Genomic DNA, 19,507 nt, shown 5'->3' with positions numbered 1-19,507 from the left:
CATAATTCAATGGGACGGTTTTGTGATAGTTACTTGAAAAAGAAAAATGAGGATGAATATGAAATTTAAAGCACCAGTTACTAAAAATGAAACCTATGATGTCACCATTATGGATTTGACCTATCAAGGGATGGGCGTTGCAAAAATTGATAATTTCCCAATTTTTGTTGCAAATAGTTTACCCGGTGAAGAAATCACCATGAAGGTTACCAAAGTTGCCAAGACGTATGCATTCGGTCGTGTGCAATCGTGGACATCCAAGAGTCCTGACCGTGTTGAAATTAAGGATAAACAGTACACACAAACAGGAATTGCGCCACTACAACATTTGGCCTATCCTGCGCAGTTGGAGTTTAAGCAACATCAAATTCAAGAGCTGTTTTATAAGGCTCATTTGGATGAGGTTGAAGTTAGTCCAACTGTTGGAATGGACAAACCATATGGTTACCGTAATAAGGCTCAGATTCCCGTCCGTAGTGTGAATGGTCAATTAACCACTGGTTTTTACCGTCGTAATAGTCACGACTTGGTACCAATTGAGGACTTCTATATCCAAGATCCTGAAATTGATAAAGCTATTTTAGTTGTTCGGGATATTTTGCGTAAATACCATACCGCACCCTATAACGAAAGTAATCATACCGGTGTGATTAAAACGATTATGGTACGTCGTGGTCACTTCACACATGAAATGATGATTGTGTTAATTACACGTGCTAAAAAGATTCCGATGAACTTTGAAATTGTGGAAGAAATTCGTAAACAACTCCCTGAAGTGAAGAGCATTATTCAAAATGTGAACGCGGCCCAGACAAACGTTTTGTTGGGTAAAGAAGAAAAAATTCTCTGGGGAAGTAACGTGATTCATGATGAATTACTGGGATTACGTTTTGCAATTTCAGCAGATTCCTTCTATCAAGTGAACCCTGTTCAAACAGATAAGTTGTATGACCTTGCAATTCAAAAAGCTGGTTTGACTGGTAAGGAAACGGTCATTGATGCTTATTGTGGAATTGGGACGATTTCGTTAGCAATGGCTAAACATGCTAAAAAAGTTTATGGTGTTGAAATTGTCGAAAAGGCGATTCAAGATGCTAAGATTAACGCTAAATTGAACGATATTCATAATGTGAGATTTACTGTTGGTAAGGCTGAAGAAAAAATGGCTGATTGGCAACACGATGGGCTTGAACCTGACGTTATTGTGGTGGATCCACCACGCAAAGGTTTGGCACCAGAGTTTATTACTGCTGCTGCTGAAATGGCACCAAAACGAGTTGTGTATGTGAGCTGTAATCCAGCCACTTTGGTAAGGGATGTGCAAACATTTATGGATAATGGCTATCACGTGGCGCAACCAGTTATTCCATTGGACCAGTTCCCACAGACACCACATGTTGAGAGTGTTACTGTGCTGGAACGTACAGTAAAATAGCCGACAATCCGCGTTCTGACGGCATTTATAGGTGATTGAACGTGTACTTTTTCCTTTCTAAACGATAGGAATTAGTACACTTTTTCTATTTGAAGCTGGCGGGTCGAGTGTTCTATGTCCTATTTCGATAGTCGAGTAGGTGAATGTCCAGTTTGGCAGGTCGTATTGATTATGGTAGTGAAAGTAGGAATAAATGTTGAAATGAAGGCCAATTTAATTGGTACGAAAGTAGGCTTATTTAGGGACAATTGTTGAGTGGATAAGTACGATATATGATTTTATCGATTGACTGAAAAAAAGGAAAATTGGCAAGGACAATTGTGTACTCGACGTATAATAGATAAAAAATGAATTATAAAAAGGGGAGATGATTTTGGTGGCTGACAAAGTTGTTGCGCATCCGCTAATTACGATTGTAAATATTATTTGGAGTTTTAATCCCCTGACCCATTTACCACAAGTCCTGCTGGTCAAACGGGCTTATCCGCCATTTGAGGGCCACTGGGCTTTACCAGAAACCCTATTGTGGCGGGATGAAAGTGCTGACGCTGCCTGTATCCGCCTGATTAAGGATAAAATTGGTGTTCGTCTATCAAACAGTGCTACCGAACAGTTGGCAACCTTCACCGATCCCGACCGGGTAAGCGGTGAGCGGGCCTTGGCGATTGCCTACATGACTTTCTTACCGACAATGCCGCAACTGAGGGCCGGGTACGGAGCAACCGAAGTCGGGTGGTTTAGTCTTAACTTTGACCACGGGAAGTTTATCTTGCAAAATGGTGACTTAGTTTTGAGTTTGGCTGCAGGGTCGGCGCTAGCATTTGACCACCACCAAATTATTAATACGGCCATTGTACGAATTAAAAATAAACTGGACTACCAGCCAACCATTTTACAGATCTTAGGACCGACTTTTACCCTTCGGCAAGCCCGCGAAGTTTATGCTACTTTCCGCCAAACAACGGTCGATCAAATTGATAATTCTAATTTTAAAAAGGCCCACCAAAAACTGTTTAAGGAAGTTGGTACCGCCGCAACAAAGCGGTCAGGCCGGCCACCAAAGTTATTTAAACTGGTACTACCTTGCGTCTAAAAATAAAAGTGCTACAATTAGTGATAATAAAAGTTCAATATACTTTTATTTTTTTTGCAGTAGTTAAAGTATTTTTTACCTAAATTTGTTAGGAGTTATTTAATAATGAAGCATGAATTATTAACCGACATGTATGAGTTTTCAATGGCCAACGGTTATTATCAAACGCTTCCCCACGATAAGCAGGCGCGCTTCGACGTCTTTTACCGTAAGGCGCCCGATGATGGCAGTTTTGTGATTAGTGCTGGATTGATGCAAGTAATTGATGAAGTTAAGAACTGGCACTTTTCAACTGATGACATTGCTTATCTGCGGTCCCTTAACCACTTTAGTGACGACTGTCTCTTTTACCTGACGGCAGCTCACAACCGCTGCTCAATTAAGGCAATCCCAGAAGGCACGCCAGTCTTCCCACAGGAACCAATCCTTAGTATTAGTGGCCCACTAATTGATGTCCAACTTCTCGAAACCCTGATCTTAAACATCATTAACCACCAATCATTGATTGCAACGAAGGCATGGCAGATCACCAGCGTTACTGGCGGACGCCCAGTAATGGAATTTGGTGCACGACGGGCGCAGGGGCCTGATGCCGCAATATATGGTGCGCGGGCTGCCATTATTGGTGGGTGCAGTAGTACCTCCAATGTGCTAGCTGCCAAGCTGTTTAACCTTCCGGCGGCGGGGACGATGGCCCACGCCTGGATTGAAAGCTTTCCTGATGAATTAACGGCCTTTCGTGCCTGGGCCAAAATTTACCCTGACAATGCTGCCCTGTTAGTTGATACCTACGATATGGTTAACTCTGGGGTACCGAACGCAATTAAAGTCTTTAAGGAATTGCGGGCAGCTGGCCACGAACCGGTTGGTATCCGCATCGATTCTGGTGATATTGCCCAGTTGGCAACCAAGGCCCGGAAGATGATGGACGAGGCTGGTTTTACCAACGCTAAGATTACTGCTTCAAACGCCCTTGATGCCCACATTATTAAGTCATTGCTTGATGAAGGGGCACCACTGGATAACTTTGGGATCGGTGAGCGACTAATTACCAGTTCATCCAGTCCAGTATTAAGCGGTGTTTATAAAATGTCGGCACTAGAAAATGATGGCAAATGGGTGCCAAAGATCAAGATTAGTAATAGTCGCGAAAAGATTACGCTCCCTGGGAATAAGCAGGTTTACCGGCTCTACGATAAGCATGATCCCCAACGCGCTGTTGCCGATGTAATTGCCCTGGCTGACGAGCAGATTGGAACCGAAATTGCGGCAATCAATGCTGACGTTCACGTCACCCGGAATAAAGTGATTCTAACCGACTTCATTGCTAAGCCACTGCTTAAGCAAGTTTTGACACTGGAAAAAGCGGCGCCAATTGAAACCGACACTTTTGCCATCCAGCATTTTGCGCAGACCGAATTAGCACAGCTGCCGGCGGCTACTAAGCGGTTGCTTAATCCGGACCGCTTCCCGGTTTATTTAACCAAGCGGTTAGCTGACTTGCAACAAAAGCTGGTTGATGAGGCACAAAAATAAGGAGTTAGCAATGACTAAAGCATTATTAATTATTGATTATACAAACGATTTTGTCGCTGACAATGGTGCGCTTACTTGTGGCAAGCCGGCGCAGGAATTAGAAGATTGTTTGGTTCAGCTGGCCAACCGTTTTTACCAAAATGGCGACTACGTAATTTTCCCGACTGATGCCCATTGTGGGGACCGATTTAGTCCAGAAGCTAAACTCTTCCCGCCACATAACGTGGTCGGTACGCCTGGTCAACAGCTATACGGCAAGGTTAATGACTGGTTTGAACAACATCAGGCCAGTGACCGGGTTTACCAGTTTAATAAGAACCGCTATTCATCATTTCAAAATACTAATCTTGATAACTACCTGCGGGAACGAAAAATTGATAACTTGTGGATTGCAGGTGTTTGCACCGATATCTGTGTCCTGCACACCGCAATTGCCGCCTATAATTTGAACTACCAGATTACGATTCCGGTTAAGGGGGTCGCCACCTTTACCAAGCATGGTCAGGAGTGGGCGCTTGACCATTTTAAGAATTCACTGGGTGCGACGCTGGTTTAATGAATTTTGACTGCCTGCTATGAAGTAAGAACCCCAGTACTTGAATATTAAAATTAGTTCTTTTCATCGGGGCTGTTATTGGTTTATGTTTAATAAAGTTAGGGACGCTATTACAGAATAAAATGGAGGAGAATAGGTTCTATGATATTCGGTAAGGATAAGATGATTTCTTATCTTTACCGTTTTTTTGTTACTTGCTGTACCATTAATTTAAAAACAAAAAAAGGCAACTGTCGGATATACTCCTACCAAGGTAGACAAGCAAATAATTAAAACTTGTCTGCTGAGGAAGGAGTATTTTTTATGGGTCGAAAGGGTTCAAGATATAGTGTGGAAGAGAAACTCTTCTATATTAATTTAATAAAGGAGGGAATGGCAGCCAGGGCCATTGGAAAGAAGTACGATGTCCACTCCTCGCAAATAGCTCAGTGGGTGGAACGCTATGATGCAGGTGGCGTAGCGGCGTTACAAAGTCGACACCAACAACAAACGTATTCAAAGGGGTTCATGATGGAGGTGATTCAGGCCTATCTAGCGGGTGGAACATCATATCCTCAACTTGCGCGACAATACCATATTCCCAATAGTTCTGTCATCTACCAGTGGGTCAAACGGTATACTAGTGGTAAAGTACTCACAACCACTAGGAGGACTATCCCAATGAAAGATGGCAGAAAGACAGAACAGGTCGAACGTATCGAGATCGCACAATGGATCATTGCCAACGAGATGAACTATGTTGCCGCGACTACTCATTTTAACGTGTCCTATGGCCAAGCGTATGCTTGGGTCAAAAAGTTCAAGCAAGGTGGTCCCGACGCACTCGCAGACCGCCGCGGTAAGGCCAAGGAAGATACTGGTCAGTTGACTGAACTGGAACTAAAAGATTTAGAGATCAAGCGTCTCAAGGCACGGTTAGCCAATATCTCCACAGAGGTCGCTGTGCTAAAAAAACTCCAAGAGTTCGAAAGGATGGATGCCCTACAGAAGAAAAGTACCTCACGGTTCAAGCACTTACCAAAAAATAAACCCAGACACAAATCAAGTGTATGGGGTTAGTTTCATGTGCCAATATGTTGGTGTATCTCGTGCTGCATACTACAAGTGGACTCACCGCAAGGTTACAGCGCAAGAACTCGAAAATAAAGCAATTTTGGCCTATATCATCGCACGTGAAGAGTCAAAAAATTATATTTATGGTGTTCGTACGATGACTATGTATCTTAATAAAGAAACACCTTATCATATCAGTCAAGGACGTGTGCGGCGCATTATGCGTCGTAACGGTATTCAATCATCGATTCGTGTGGCCAAACGCGATCGTAAAGCAGAAAAGAAGGAGTATATTCTCGCCAATAAATTACTTCATGAAGACGGCAGCCACGATTTCGCTCCTGAGCAACCAAACATGACTTGGGTAACTGATTGTAGCGAGCTAAGATTCGGACCAGGTAAGAAACAACGATTACGTTTGAGCGCTATCAAAGATCTTTATGATCACAGCATTATTGCCTGGTGTGTAGCGAGCACAGAGACAACGCAGTTAGTATCAGAAACGATCACGCAAGCCTTGAAAGCAAACCACGGTGTGAAGCCTCAATTTCTTCATTCCGATCAAGGCTCGGCTTACACTTCTGGTAGTTATAACACCCTGTTATCCGGAGAAGGCATCGTGCACAGCATGTCTCGCCCAGGAACACCAGGTGATAACAGTGCAATGGAGTGTTTTTGGAGCCAGTTGAAAACAGAAGAATTGGCTTTCAAAGCACCTCTTTCAGAAATCGAACTTGTCGGCATCATCAAGACGTACATTGCATGGCATAATACGGAACGACGCCAACTAACACTAAACGGCATGACTCCGGAAGAATACCGGAATCATGCCGTTCAAAAAAATGCATAAGATTTTAATTATTTGACTGTCTACTTGACAAGGAGCCGCGCCCAATCGGGGGGAGTCGTTTTTTCAACCATTCAAAAATTTTCGCCAGATTTTGACAGTGGGGAAACAGAGATGCCGGTTTTAACGAACCGCAGCGATGTAATTGTTATTGCTGATGAGGCCCATCGCTCTCAATATGGGTTAAAGGCTAAATTCACTAATAATGGGTTACGATATGGCTTCGCTAAATACTTACGTGACGCTTTACCTAATGCATCATTCATCGGTTTTACTGGAACCCCAATTTCTACTGCTGATAAATCAACTGTCGCAGTCTTCGGTAATTATATCGACGTTTATGATATTACTCAGGCTGTTAATGACCATGCTACAGTTAAAATTTATTATGAGAGTAATGTATTTCCTCTAAAATTGAAGTCCGATGCACAGGCTAAGTATCAACAACTGCTAAAAGAGGCCAACTTAGATGATGATCCTAACTTAGAAGAAAATGCTCGACGTAACCGAGAATTCTCCCGTTTGGAGGCATTAGCTGGTGCTCAGCCGCGACTAGAAAGTATTGCTAAGCATTTTGTTAATCATTTCGAAGCACGACAAAAAGAGGCTTTTTGTAAGGCGATGATTGTTGAGATGTCGCGTCGTAACGCGGTTCGTCTCTATGATGAAATCATCAAGTTACGCCCAGAGTGGGATAGCGATGACCTTAATAAAGGAAAAATCAAGGTGGCAATGACGTCTTCTGCGGCCGATGGTCCAGAAATGGCAAAGTTTCAGACTAGTAAAGCTGATCGTCGAATCCTTCAAAAACGGATGAAAGATAACAATGATGAATTACAGATTGTTATCGTGGTTGATATGTGGTTGACAGGCTTTGATGTACCTTCGATGAATACTATGTACATTGATAAGCCGATGAAGGGACATAATTTAATTCAAGCTATTGCTCGTGTCAACCGGGTTTTTAAGGATAAAGATAGTGCCCTAATTGTGGACTACATTGGTATTGCTGAAAATCTGAAAGAAGCGCTAAAAGTTTATTCCACAGAAGATCAAGGGCAAGTGGGCATCAATATGAGAAAGCACTAGCCCTTTTGAAAGAGAAATATGACATTATCACTAATGATTTCCTATATGGAGTTGATTACTCAGGGTTTGATTCAGAAGATGGAGCTGTTCGCTTAAAGATTACTCGGCGAGTTGCTAACGAGATTCTAGGTGAGGACGAGGAAACACAACAAAAGTTTTTGGATGTTGTGACTGAATTACAGAAAGCTTATGCTTTGACTTCAACTCAACCGGAAGCGCAAGCCTATGGTAAAGAGATTGCTTTCTTTAAGACGGTTAAGGTGTTTATTCAAAAACTAAAGCAACCAACTACGCCTGTCGGTTCAGGAAAACATACTGATGCTAAATATCAAATGCAACAGTTATTGGATCAGTCCATCATTTCTGAACCCAATGTTGACATCTACAATGAACTAGGCATAAAAAGACAAAGTATTGATTTAATTTCAGATGAATTCTTGCAGAAAGTTAATAGTATGCCGGAGCAGGATGTTGCAATTACCCTGTTGGAAAAATTGCTTAAGGGTAAGATTAAAGCAATGATGAAAAGTAATAAAGTTACGTCCGAAAAATTTGAAGATATGCTCCAGAAATAAATTGACGAATATAATCAACGTGGGATTACCAGTGAAATTGTTATTCGTAAGTTGATTGATATGGCTAAAAAGATTAATGCAGAGCAAGAAAAGGGTAAAGACTTAGGACTTAGTCAAGAAGAAATCGCCTTTTATGATGCACTAGCTGATCATAAGAAAGCTGTCGAAGTTCTTGGAGAAAAGAAACTTCATTTGATTGCTCAGGAGCTAGTCAAGCTAGTTAAAGAAGAAGCTGGCGTTGATTGGGAAAAGAGACGTAATATTCAAGCTAAAATGCGTGTAGCTGTAAAACACCTGCTTAGAAAGTATGGTTATCCACCTGATATTGCTCCGGAAGCAGTCAATACCGTGGTAGAACAAGCAGAATTGATGGCGACGAATGATTAAATATAAATAGGGAGGGGGAAATACATGGAGGACAAATTCCACAAGGTGGATGATGGTACAACACTTTGGAGTGAGGATGGTAGGTATTATTATGATAATGATTGTTATCCTAATGTAAGATTGATTCGTGATGGTAATTACCTTAGAGATAAGGATAATAATAAAGTATATGAAATTGTGGAAGATCAATTCATTTATTTGAGAGAAGACAACTTTAAACATATTGAGGGTAGACCTTACATTTGGTATAAGGAAAAATAGTAAATTCCCACATATGTTTTGAGCGGCTTTTAGTAGCTATGTGTTCCCACAAGCCCACAAAATCTAGGCTCTATAATTCATCTCAGAATTTTACCAAAATCCGGCATTTATAGCCCTGAGTTAACAATTTTGCTAGTTTATTGCAAATAACAAAGGTCGCCTAACAAGGCGGTTTAGCAAGAATGTGTAATTGACCAACTAAGCTCGTGGCACGTTGAAAGTGTCACGGTGTTGGAACAAAACTAAATTAAGTATTTTGGGCTAGGTAGATGTAATCTGCTTAGTCTTTTTTTGTATAAATAAAGGTTGAAGTTACAAAAACACATCTTGTTACCTGATACAAAAGTGCTCATGTTAACGAAATTAGATTAAAATGCCGTCTTCCAGCAAATTTGGGCTGGAACGTAGTGGGCACGACTTAGAGCCGAAATGCACGTCTCTAAGCTCGGCCTTTATCTAAGCGAAACCCGCTAAGATAAATGTCACTACTGAGCCCATTTGCTTCCAGACTGAGTCTAATCTTTGCAACCAACGTACAGATATAGTAATTATGATATTAGCATTATTGAAGTTTCAAACGCGCTTAATTCGGAGGCAATTAGTCTTGTGTCACCCCGTTCCGGACCAAGTGAGTCGCAGGATTGCAGTTAAACTATTTTTTATAGGCTAAGTCGTTTAGCATCGGTTCTTGAAGTGATTTTGATGTTTTCAACCTTTAGTTACACAAATAAAACTAATATTCAGAATATGGTGTATTAACAGTATGGAGAATTAATTTAGCCAATTTTTTTATCGAAAGTTTGCTACTAATTAGTAGCGATCACAAATGATTGAAGTTAAACTATAAGTGACGAGGGAGTTTGTAAGTGAATAAAAATGTCGCTCTGGCTAAATAAAGTATTCATAATAAGTTTGTGATTGTAAGGTTAAATTCATTAGTTTTCATCTGTCGAATTAATGCTTGGAGGTAAAATAATATGGCAAAAACGTATATTAAAGATCATACGAATACATTTTTGATTCATGGTCATGAATATGAAGTTACGGCACCTGCTCGTTTTGCTTGCGAGACTGATGCATTGGTTGACGATTCCCAGTTAGACGATCAGGCAGTGGAGATTGCCAATCAAAGGTATCGTGCTGACTTGAGGCTGGTCTCTCCTGGTGAAATAAAAAAATATCGGTTAAAAATTGGTTTAACACAACGCGAATTCGCAAAATTGCTTGGCTGGAGTCCAAATACAGTTGCATTATATGAAACAGGAGCATTTCCATCTGAAGCTAACAATAAAGTGTTGAGGGCTCTAATGAATAATGATACTGTTTTGAAAGTATGGATTGTTGATGATATCGATAGACTGCCAAAAATTATTGTTCAAAAGCTAAAGAATTACTTTGAAAGAAATAGTGATGAACTCGTCATATAATAGTTTTCCTGGTAAAAGTGGAATAACGGTTAAGTCTAAACTAGTTGGTTATAAAATTTCTGAAAAAATAAAAAATAGATAAAGTGAAATTTTGTGTCAGTATTACTCTAAGCTAATAAAAAACAACTTGAAAGTCTATGTGTGTTTTTCAGAACTTTTGAATTGTTTTTTGTCGGTATACTTTTGCCAATCAACCAAACAGGCGGTATGATAAATACCATATTTAGTTATGCGATTTTTTAGAGTGTAATAAGAGAAGGTGTTTGCAGTGAACAAGGGTAATGAAGCAATCATACAACAGATTTTAAGTGAAATTGAAAAGTATCAAACGGTTATTGTTCAGCGACACCGGGATGCTGACCCAGATGCCATTGGGAGCCAAGTCGGGTTGGCAAAACTCTTGCGTATTTCTTACCCACATAAAACTATCTATACAGTGGGTGAAGAAGAACCCATCTTTGATTGGATTGGGAAAATGCAATCCGTTGAGGAACTAACTTATTCAAATGCGTTAGTTATTGTGGTAGACACGCCTAGCTGTGAGCGTATTTCTGGATCACATTATTTCTTAGGTGCCCAAACGATTAAGATTGATCATCATGTAAACATGGATCCCTTTGCTGATCTTAACTGGACTGATGAATCATTCTCAAGTGCTTCGGAAATGATCTATTACCTTGTTGCACATTCTAAAAATCACCTAAAACTTGATAAAAATAGTGCTCGTTGTTTGTATGCAGGGATTGTCGGTGATACGGGACGATTCTTGTATGATGATACCAGTTCGTATACCTTTTTTGTGGCGTCCAAATTACTTGAATATGGTTTTGATGCACCAACTGTTAATCGTTTTGAAGAAGATATGTCACCCAAGGTTGCAAAGTTAATGGCTTATGTTTTACAAAATGTGACCATCCTCGATTCGGGTTTGGCATACATTATTTTAAATCAGCAGATACTTCAAAAAATGACACTTTCGTCTGGAGAAGTGGATACAATTATTCCAGTGGTGGGAAAAATTGCAACTGTCAAAATTTGGGCAATTTTTAGAGAAAATGAGAATCATACCTATCATGCTAATCTTCGTTCTAAAAAGATGGTTGTTTATGATATTGCCAAGAAACATCACGGCGGAGATCATCCACTGTCAAGTGGGGCTGACGCCAAAAACAAAGCTGAAATTGAGCAGATTATTGAGGAACTTAATGCGTTACTTTCGAATTAGTGGTTAAAATTATTTTAATAAAAAACAGATCAACCTGAATGACAGTAGAAATGTCAATTTCAGGTTGATCTGCTTTTGGATCTAAATCAGTTACGATAATATTTTTTTGTTAGGAAATAAACAGGAATACCAAGCAAAGTGGCTGCTAAACCAATCATGGCCAATGTAAATTGCGTAACGATAGTAGTTATCAAAATGAAAATACCACCGATAATTGCAATAATTGGAATCACTGGGTAACCAGGAACTTTGTACGGACGCATCAAGTTTGGTTCACGCTTCCGGAGAATAAAAACGGCGATAAAAATAAGGAGACTAAAAATCCACATAACGAATACGATCATATCAGTTAATAAGTCGAAGTTACCAAGAACCATCATCAAAAGGGCAATGGCAAATTGTAAGATTCCCGCGCCATATGGGGCAGCAGTGTGGTTACTGACTTTGCGAATGAACCCACTAAATGGCAGTGAATTCTCTTCGGCCATTGCTAAAGGCACCCGCATACCGGTCATTGAGTACCCATTGATGGCACCGTAGACAGAAATCAAGATACCGATGGTAACTAATTTGCCACCCATCACCCCTAAAAGCTTAATGGCAGATTCAGAAGCCGCATTTAGGTTGCCGGCAAGTTGTGAAATAGGTAAAGTTTTTAAGAAAACTAAGTTAATTAAGGTATAGGTAATGGTGATAAAGGCCAGTCCCCACCCAATAGCGCGTGGTAGATCCTTTTCTGGATGTTTCATTTCACCGGCGATTGCGCCAACTCCCAGCCACCCGTCATAGGCAAACATGGTAGCTAACAAGCCGCTCGCAAATGCCGAAAACAGACTCGTATGAGCTGAATGGTTAGGCAGCAAGTTTAATGTTGCACTAGTGGGTGCAAACAGACCAACTAAAACGATAATCACAATGGGAATTAGTTTAAAAATAAGTGCCCAGGATTGTAAGCGGCCAGCGGCTTTTGCGCCTAAGAAATTAATTAAAGTGATTGATAATCCGGCGAGAATCGCCACCGGCAGAGCAGCAGCGTTACTTAAGTGCATTAAGGAAACCACTTGCGACCCAAAAACAATGGACAAAGCTGCGATATTAGCAGGAAAATAAATCAGTGTTTGTGCCCAGCCAAAGAGATACGCGGGTAGTTTGCCATAGGTATATTCGATGTATTTAATGGCACCACCTGTTACTGGAATGGCAGCCGCCAGTTCCGCACTGGTCAGACCCGCACAAATAGTTAGGAAACCGCCCAGCAGCCAAACAAGTAAAGTTAGACCGGCAGATTGGGTGGCACTTACCACGCTGGCAACTTTGAAAAAAACACCACCACCGATGACCGTGCCCATCACTGTGGCAAGGGCCGCAAAAGTACCCACTTCTTTTTTAAGACCATCGTTTTTTTGTTGCATCAAACTTTCCTCACTTTTTGTATTCAGCAATTCTCCTATTATAGCAGAAATTATCAGGTGGACAAAAGGAAAACTCATCAAAATCGGAAATGGTGTACAATGGGAAAAAACAGCAGTAGGGGATGAATTGATTTGGCTAAGCAAGACATCAAACCGATTTATAGTACCACCTATAAACATAAAAGAACTGGTCGAAGACGTCGTTGGTTGTGGATTTTGTTCCTTATTTTTTTAATTGTCAGTGGTGTAACGGGCTGGCATTTCTGGAAATTTCACCAAACAAAGGCGTTACAACAATATCCTATTCGTGGAATAAGTGTGTCACAACAAGATGGTTTTGTAGACTTTCAAGGAGTTCAAAAAGCGGGAATGAAGTTTGCCTATCTGAAAAGTACGAGTGGAACAACGTATTTTGATGATAATTTTACGGCAAACTATGATCGAATTCAGGGAGCTGATTTAAAAGTTGGCGTTTATTTGGTGTTTAGTTTTGATAAATCAGCAGATGCACAGGCTAAGTATTTTATTAAAAAGGTTGGCCATAAAGTAGGCAACTTACCCATTGCCATTCAAGTGTCGTACTACGGCAATTACGCGGATAATCCGCCTAATAGCGCTAAGCAAGGGAAGAAACTACGTGCGCTAACCCGAGAGCTTGCCAATTACTATGCGTCGCCATGTATCGTATGGACTTCTAGTACGATTTCCAAAAAAATGATCACACCGTACCTTTCAGATAGTCGTCAATGGCTAGTCGTGGATAGTTTAACTAAACTAAGTAAATTAAAACTCAATAAGCAAACTGAATTTGTTCAGTACAGTAACGCGGCTGACTTGAAAGTGTCTGGTCAAAAAACAAGTTTTGCAACTTCAGTATTTACAGGGAAAAAGCAAACTTGGCAAGAAATTAATTAATAAGACTAAAAAAACGATTGTAACTACTAACTGTTACAATCGTTTTTTATGAAGGTCCTAAAGTTTGAAAGTACAAAAACACATCTCATTGTCTGATACAAAAGCGTTCATAGTAACAAAAGTAGATTAAAATGCCGTCTTCCAGCAAATTTGGGCTGGAACGTAGTGCGAGTTCTTGCGGCTGATTTTTGCCACAAGAATCGACATCGTACGGAGTATCAAGATTTTCGGAACGAAAATCATTCTTCTAAACGTAGTAGTGGGCACGACTTAGAGCCGAAATACACGTCTCTAAGCTCGGCCTTTATCTAAGCGAAACCCGCTAAGATAAATGTCACTACTGAGCCCATTTGCTTCCAGACCAAATCTAACTCTTGCGATCTACACATCGATATAAAAGTTATGATATCAGTGTTGTGAGCATTATTGAAGTGTCAAACGTTCTTAGTCCGGAGGCGATTGGTCTCAGGGGTGAAATTATCCTTAGCAATTCATTGCTTAGGATAAGGCCGAGTTTGAAGACAAGTGTACCTCTTGGCTTCAAATCGTGCCCACCCCGTTCCAGACCAAGTGAGCCGCAGGACGGCAGTTAGCCTACCTTTTAGGTTAAGTCGTTTAACAGTAGCTATTGAAGTAATTTTGATACTTTCAACCTTTAGTTAAGGTCGATAAATTCATAGGCTTACTTTGTGACCTTGTAACTGCCCCTCAAAATAGGGTAAGTGGCATTTTCTGTTTCGTCGTAAATGGAAACTGGCCGATCATCGTTTGCTTTGATTCGGATATGGTAGCCGTAACTGTCCAGAAAGCTGATGGTGTACTTATCCCAATTCTCAACTTTTGCTTTAATTAAGTGGTCATCGAGCAATAAATCAAAGTTGGGGCGAATTTCAACTGTGTGAATACGATTCGAATCATTTGTCCGATAATTCCATGTGCCCACAAAAAATAAGGGATTCTCAGGTTGCTCAGGCATATCATTTTCTCGGAGCTTTCTTGATGTCATAATTCCCGTTAGAAACGAAACTGCGAACAAACCAATGCTTTTAAGTTTCACTATCCTCAAATCCTTTCAGTAAATTTTTCTACCCTAAGAATAGCATTTATAAAGGGTAAAAACATGTCAATTTAATTAAATTTTAACGATTTTTAGGAAGTGCTTCCCTTTTAAATATACTTACCCTGAAAACACTGATAAAATAGGAAACGAAGAAATAAAAATTGGAGGGTAGACTATGATTAAACTGGGAATTATTGGAACTAACTGGATCACACAGCAATTTATTGATGCGGCACACGCGACCGGAGAATATAAATTAACTGCTGTGTATTCACGAACAGTTGAAAAAGCAAAAGATTTTGGGAAACCTAATGGTGCCACTATTTTTTCTGACAATTTAGATGAGTTCTTTGCCAACGATGCGCTTGATGCGGTGTACATTGCGTCGCCAAACAGTTTACATTTTGAACAAGCAATGCTGGGAATTAAAAATGACAAAGCCGTGATTATTGAAAAACCAATCGTGGCTAATATCAAACAAATGGAAATTTTGCGCGAAACACTGGAACAACATCCACAATCACGTTTGTTTGAGGCGGCTCGACAGATTCATCAACCAAATTTTAAAATCATAAAAAATCAAATTAGTGAATTGGGCCGCATTCAAGGTGCGACGTTAACTTACATGAAATATTCTAGTCGTTATGATGCTGTGTTAGCCGGTCAAGAACCGAACGTGTTTACTCTTAAATTTGCGGGAGGCGCCTTACAAGATCTTGGGGTGTATGTTGCCTATGATGCGGTGGGCTGGTTTGGCATGCCTGATGATGTGGCTTATTACCCAACTCTTGCGCCGACCCGTGTTGATGGCAAGGGCGTGGCGATCCTGCGTTACCCAGAATTTGACATCACGTTAAACATTGGTAAAACCAGTAATTCATATCTGCCTTCCGAAATTTATGGACTGAAGGATACAATTGTGATGAGTAATCCTGCTGATTTAGAAACGGTTAGTTATCATGATGCTGATGGTCACGAAACATTGATTAGTGAAAAACCGGCAGATAATCCGATGATTAGTGAAGCTGCGGACTTTGCCAGAGTGATTAATGATCCGCAAAATGAAAAGAATGATCAAGATTATTGGAAATGGCTTGATTTAAGTCAAAATGTGACCAAACTATTGTATAATTTACGTCAATCCGGTAAAATCGTTTTCCCGGATGATAAAAAGTAAACAGATAAGGATAAAAAATGGATAAGCAATTTGAACAATTTTTTCAACAACAAGGTTTCAAAGCCCAAACGGCGATTCAAACCGCTGTTTATGAACCATTAAAAGAAGAGCGCTCATTAATTGGGCTGGCACCAACCGGATCTGGTAAAACACTCGCGTTTGCCATACCGCTACTTGAAAAAACGGTTCCTGGTGGTAACACCCAAATTTTGGTATTGTCCCCTTCACAGGAACTAGCTGTCCAAACAACGGATGTTTTTCGTCAGTGGGGGGCCGTTAATCATATCAAAGCTACTTCACTAACCGGTGGTGCAAATATGCAACGGCAGATTGAACGTTTAAAGAAACATCCTGAGGTTGTCGTGGGTACGCCAGGGCGCATGCTGTCATTGATCCATGAAAGTCGTCTGAAACTCAAAGATGTGCAAACCATTGTGGTGGATGAAGCCGATGAATTACTAAATGGCGAAACGTTGGATGAAGTGCGTGAAATTGTGATGAGTGCACCAGTTGATGTCCAACTGGCTTTCTTCTCAGCAACGCAAGCGAACACCGCGGAAAAACTTTCGGAAACCTTTGGGGTTGATGTTGAGCAATTCGATGTCCGCAAAACGGATGATACTCAAGGTGAAGTGATTCATGGACTGGTCCGCGTGGCTGCTAGTAAAAAAGTGACTTATTTACGCCGATTGGCTAAATTAAAACATTTTCAAGCTTTGGTTTTCTTTAACCATGTGTCCACGTTGGAACATGTCGCTGCCGAATTAAAACATCAACATGTTTCCAGCATGAAGTTGGCGGGACATCAGGTACAAACGGAACGTGCCACCGCAATGCGCCTTTTCCGTAAGGGTGACGCTAAGCTATTGTTAACCACGGAAATGGCTGCAAGAGGATTGGACATTGCCGACTTACCAGCAGTAGTTAACTTTGATTTACCACAAGATGCGACGGCCTATACCCATCGTACCGGGCGAACTGGTCGAATGGGCAACACCGGAATGGTTGTGAATATGGGGGATGATCACGATTTACGTGATTTACGTAAACTAATCCCTGAAGTCACCTTCAAACCATTGTTTTTATTGCACGGAAAGTTAACGGATCAAAGAGAAGTATTAACTGACGATGAAGCACCAGAAGTTACCGTCAATACTGAAGAGGTTGCTGAAACAAAAAAAGTCGAAACTAGTGCTAATAAGGTAGCAGCGACTACGACGGAAAAACCAACCACGAAACCAACAGGAAAGTCCAAACCAGTAAAGGCAGCGTTTGTTGGTGGTAAGCCCAAGAAAAAAATTAATCGTAAAAAGCATTCCAAGAAAAAGGGAATGCGACACAAAAATATTGAACGTTATGAATGATAGGAAGTAAGAGAAATGACAACACCATTAAAAACTTTAACAATTGCCGGCAGTGATACAAGTGCCGCTGGTGGGATGCAAGCAGATTTAAAGACGTTTGAAGAGTTTGGTACCTATGGAATGGTGGCTTTGACTTGTATTGTGACGATGGATCCTAAGGACTGGAGTCATCACGTCAATCAAGTTGATCCACAGCTTTTAAAGGATCAGCTGGCAACTGCCTTTAGTGGTGGCAATCCAGATGCCATGAAGACAGGGATGCTTGGCGATCAAGAAACGGTTGAAATTGCCTACCATGCAATTAAGGATCATCACTTAAAAAACGTGGTGATTGATCCCGTGATGATTTGTAAAGGCGAAACCGATGTCTTGAATCCGGACGCAGCTAATGCAATTCGTGATTTATTGATGCCACTTGCAGATGTAGCTACCCCTAATTTGTTTGAAGCCGGGGTCTTATCTGGAATGGGTACGTTGCATGATTTAGATGAAATGAAACAAGCTGCTAAAAAAATTCATGAGCTTGGTGCGAAAAATGTCGTGGTTAAGGGTGGCAAAGGCTTAGATAGTGCTGAGGCTGTGGATGTCTTTTACGATGGTAAGACATTTGAAACCTTATCTTCTAAAAAACAGGCCACTGATCGCAATGCTGGTGCTGGTTGCACATTTGCAGCCGCTGTTGTTGGTGGCCTCGCCAATGGCTTGAGTGTCGCGGATGCGGTTCATTTGGCAAAGAAGTTCGATACAGCCGCTATTCAAAACGGCTTTGATTTGAACAAGTTCCTTGGCCCAGTCTTCCATCCAGCGTACCGAATGCAAGAAGTTGGTAAAATTGTATAAAAAGGCCCGATTTACAATTCAAGTGCAACACCTGATCAACTAGACCAAAAATAGACAAAATAGGCCATGGAGACCTAAACTTAAAGTGACTAAACTCAAGAAAGGAGTCTCCATGACCCAAACAAAGAATAGCACTATGTCCGGTTATCAACAACTACAACCTGAAGAAAGAGGCATGATTCAAACTTTAAGTCGCCAAAATGTTACTGTTCGTGAAATTGCTAGAGAGCTCTTCACAGAAGCCCTAGTACGATTAGCCGTGAGTTACATCGCGGCACGGTTAAACAACGTGATACTAACTACTTATTCTTCACTAACTACTATGCTGATGCTGGTCAAGCTGTCTATGAAAAGCATCGTTCACACTGTCATTCAAAAGGCTTATTAAAGCCGTGTAAATACTTTTTTAATCTCTTAACCAAGACGCTAAAAAAGCACTTTAGATCAGCTGGTGTCGATGGATTCGTCCACCAATTTCAAGCCGACTATCCGCAATTCAAATGTCCTTCGGTTCCCACGGTTTATCGTTATATTGATCAAGGCCTGTTGAACCTTCGAAATAGTGATTTGCCCAAAAAACTTAGACGACGAGTTAAGGGCAAGCACAATCATGATCGCTATAATAAGAAGATATTAGGTACTTCGATCGAAGAACGTCCTGAAAGTGTCACCAAGCGCACAGCGTTTGGCGACTGGGAAGGTGATCTAGTTAAGGGAAAACGCGTGGCTTCTGAGCCTGCCCTGCTTACTTTAACGGAACGGGTGAGCCGCTTTGAAATAATCATAAAGATCCCAGATTATCACGCACAAACTTGCTTAGAGGCTCTTCAAAAAGTCATCAATCAACATCCAGATTGGTTTAAATCTATCACTTTTGATAATGGCAGTGAATTTTCAAAGCTTGCACAAGTTAAGGGTCCTAAAATTTACTTTGCACATCCGTTCTCGCCTTGGGAACGTGGTAGTAATGAGAATGTCAACGGGTTGATTCGGGAGTATATTCCTAAAGGAAAATCATTGAAGCAGTTTACTGAAACCCAAATTGCTCAAATCCAAAATGCCATCAACGACAAGCCCCGTAAGATCCTGCACTACCTGAGTGCTAAAGCATTCAGTAAAGCTTTTAGATCAGCTTCCTAGACCAATTCCTATTTTATTTAGTAAGTGTTGCACTTGATTTGACAATTCGAGAATTGTATAAAAAGTAAAATAATACATTTTTCAAGAAATCGTTTGCGGGTAAATATAAATAACG

15 protein-coding genes and 2 pseudogenes are annotated in these 19,507 nt (G+C 40.8%); 15 read left to right on the top strand and 2 right to left on the bottom strand.

What is annotated here, in order from left to right; genetic code table 11:
• Positions 1-58 precede the first annotated feature (58 nt).
• The 10 genes and pseudogenes from rlmD (at position 59) to AB3219_RS10125 (ending at position 11,484) form a co-directional block, all read left to right on the top strand.
• Entirely contained in the window at positions 59-1,435 is a 1,377-nt protein-coding gene (gene rlmD / locus AB3219_RS10170; RefSeq protein WP_260365533.1) for a 23S rRNA (uracil(1939)-C(5))-methyltransferase RlmD, read from the top strand.
• Between the two features lie 376 nt (positions 1,436-1,811).
• Positions 1,812-2,528, top strand: coding sequence for an NrtR DNA-binding winged helix domain-containing protein (locus tag AB3219_RS10165; RefSeq protein WP_260365532.1), 717 nt, complete (start codon positions 1,812-1,814; stop codon positions 2,526-2,528).
• Between the two features lie 105 nt (positions 2,529-2,633).
• Entirely contained in the window at positions 2,634-4,064 is a 1,431-nt protein-coding gene (locus AB3219_RS10160) for a nicotinate phosphoribosyltransferase (RefSeq protein ID WP_260365531.1), read from the top strand.
• Between the two features lie 10 nt (positions 4,065-4,074).
• A complete protein-coding gene (locus AB3219_RS10155) occupies positions 4,075-4,620 on the top strand; it encodes a cysteine hydrolase family protein (RefSeq protein ID WP_057807712.1) in 546 nt (181 codons plus the stop codon).
• 303 nt (positions 4,621-4,923) lie between these two features.
• A complete protein-coding gene (locus AB3219_RS10150; RefSeq protein ID WP_367369437.1) occupies positions 4,924-5,679 on the top strand; it encodes a transposase in 756 nt (251 codons plus the stop codon).
• A gap of 4 nt (positions 5,680-5,683) precedes the next feature.
• Positions 5,684-6,523: an IS3 family transposase gene (locus AB3219_RS10145; protein ID WP_367369344.1), complete on the top strand. Its 840-nt coding sequence runs from the start codon at positions 5,684-5,686 to the stop codon at positions 6,521-6,523.
• 21 nt (positions 6,524-6,544) lie between these two features.
• Positions 6,545-8,571 (top strand): annotated as a pseudogene (locus tag AB3219_RS10140) (type I restriction endonuclease subunit R); the annotation flags it as partial.
• A 24-nt stretch (positions 8,572-8,595) separates the two neighbouring features.
• Positions 8,596-8,832: a hypothetical protein gene (locus tag AB3219_RS10135; protein WP_048687282.1), complete on the top strand. Its 237-nt coding sequence runs from the start codon at positions 8,596-8,598 to the stop codon at positions 8,830-8,832.
• A gap of 977 nt (positions 8,833-9,809) precedes the next feature.
• Positions 9,810-10,259: a helix-turn-helix domain-containing protein gene (locus AB3219_RS10130; RefSeq protein ID WP_057807216.1), complete on the top strand. Its 450-nt coding sequence runs from the start codon at positions 9,810-9,812 to the stop codon at positions 10,257-10,259.
• 268 nt (positions 10,260-10,527) lie between these two features.
• A complete protein-coding gene (locus tag AB3219_RS10125) occupies positions 10,528-11,484 on the top strand; it encodes a bifunctional oligoribonuclease/PAP phosphatase NrnA (RefSeq protein WP_260365703.1) in 957 nt (318 codons plus the stop codon).
• Positions 11,485-11,570: 86 nt separating this feature from the next.
• Here AB3219_RS10125 and AB3219_RS10120 read toward each other — a convergent pair whose 3' ends face one another.
• The gene (locus AB3219_RS10120; protein WP_260365702.1) at positions 11,571-12,896 is read right to left on the bottom strand and encodes an APC family permease; all 1,326 of its coding nucleotides are present in this window, start codon (positions 12,894-12,896) and stop codon (positions 11,571-11,573) included.
• 132 nt (positions 12,897-13,028) lie between these two features.
• Between AB3219_RS10120 and AB3219_RS10115 the strand changes: the two genes are divergently transcribed.
• Complete coding sequence (locus AB3219_RS10115) at positions 13,029-13,811, top strand: GH25 family lysozyme (RefSeq protein ID WP_216753327.1); 783 nt, start codon at positions 13,029-13,031, stop codon at positions 13,809-13,811.
• Positions 13,812-14,493: 682 nt separating this feature from the next.
• Here the strand turns inward: AB3219_RS10115 and AB3219_RS10110 are convergent.
• On the bottom strand, positions 14,494-14,868 hold the full coding sequence (locus AB3219_RS10110; RefSeq protein ID WP_260365707.1) for a DUF4828 domain-containing protein: 375 nt from the start codon (positions 14,866-14,868) through the stop codon (positions 14,494-14,496).
• Between the two features lie 178 nt (positions 14,869-15,046).
• On the opposite strand from AB3219_RS10110, the gene AB3219_RS10105 reads away from it, so the two are divergent.
• The 4 genes and pseudogenes from AB3219_RS10105 to AB3219_RS10090 all read left to right on the top strand — a co-directional run bounded on the left by AB3219_RS10105 (position 15,047) and on the right by AB3219_RS10090 (position 19,392).
• Positions 15,047-16,048: a Gfo/Idh/MocA family protein gene (locus AB3219_RS10105; RefSeq protein WP_260365708.1), complete on the top strand. Its 1,002-nt coding sequence runs from the start codon at positions 15,047-15,049 to the stop codon at positions 16,046-16,048.
• Between the two features lie 17 nt (positions 16,049-16,065).
• Positions 16,066-17,412 carry a DEAD/DEAH box helicase gene (locus AB3219_RS10100; RefSeq protein WP_260365709.1) on the top strand — a complete coding sequence of 449 codons (1,347 nt, stop codon included), beginning with the start codon at positions 16,066-16,068 and terminating at the stop codon, positions 17,410-17,412.
• Positions 17,413-17,427: 15 nt separating this feature from the next.
• Complete coding sequence (gene thiD / locus AB3219_RS10095; protein ID WP_260365710.1) at positions 17,428-18,252, top strand: bifunctional hydroxymethylpyrimidine kinase/phosphomethylpyrimidine kinase; 825 nt, start codon at positions 17,428-17,430, stop codon at positions 18,250-18,252.
• 112 nt (positions 18,253-18,364) lie between these two features.
• A pseudogene (locus AB3219_RS10090) lies at positions 18,365-19,392 on the top strand (IS30 family transposase).
• Positions 19,393-19,507 lie beyond the last annotated feature (115 nt).

The sequence above is a fragment of the Pediococcus ethanolidurans genome (genome assembly GCF_964062635.1).
Lineage (GTDB): Bacteria > Bacillota > Bacilli > Lactobacillales > Lactobacillaceae > Pediococcus > Pediococcus ethanolidurans.
This window is presented reverse-complemented; position numbering and strand designations above follow the sequence as displayed.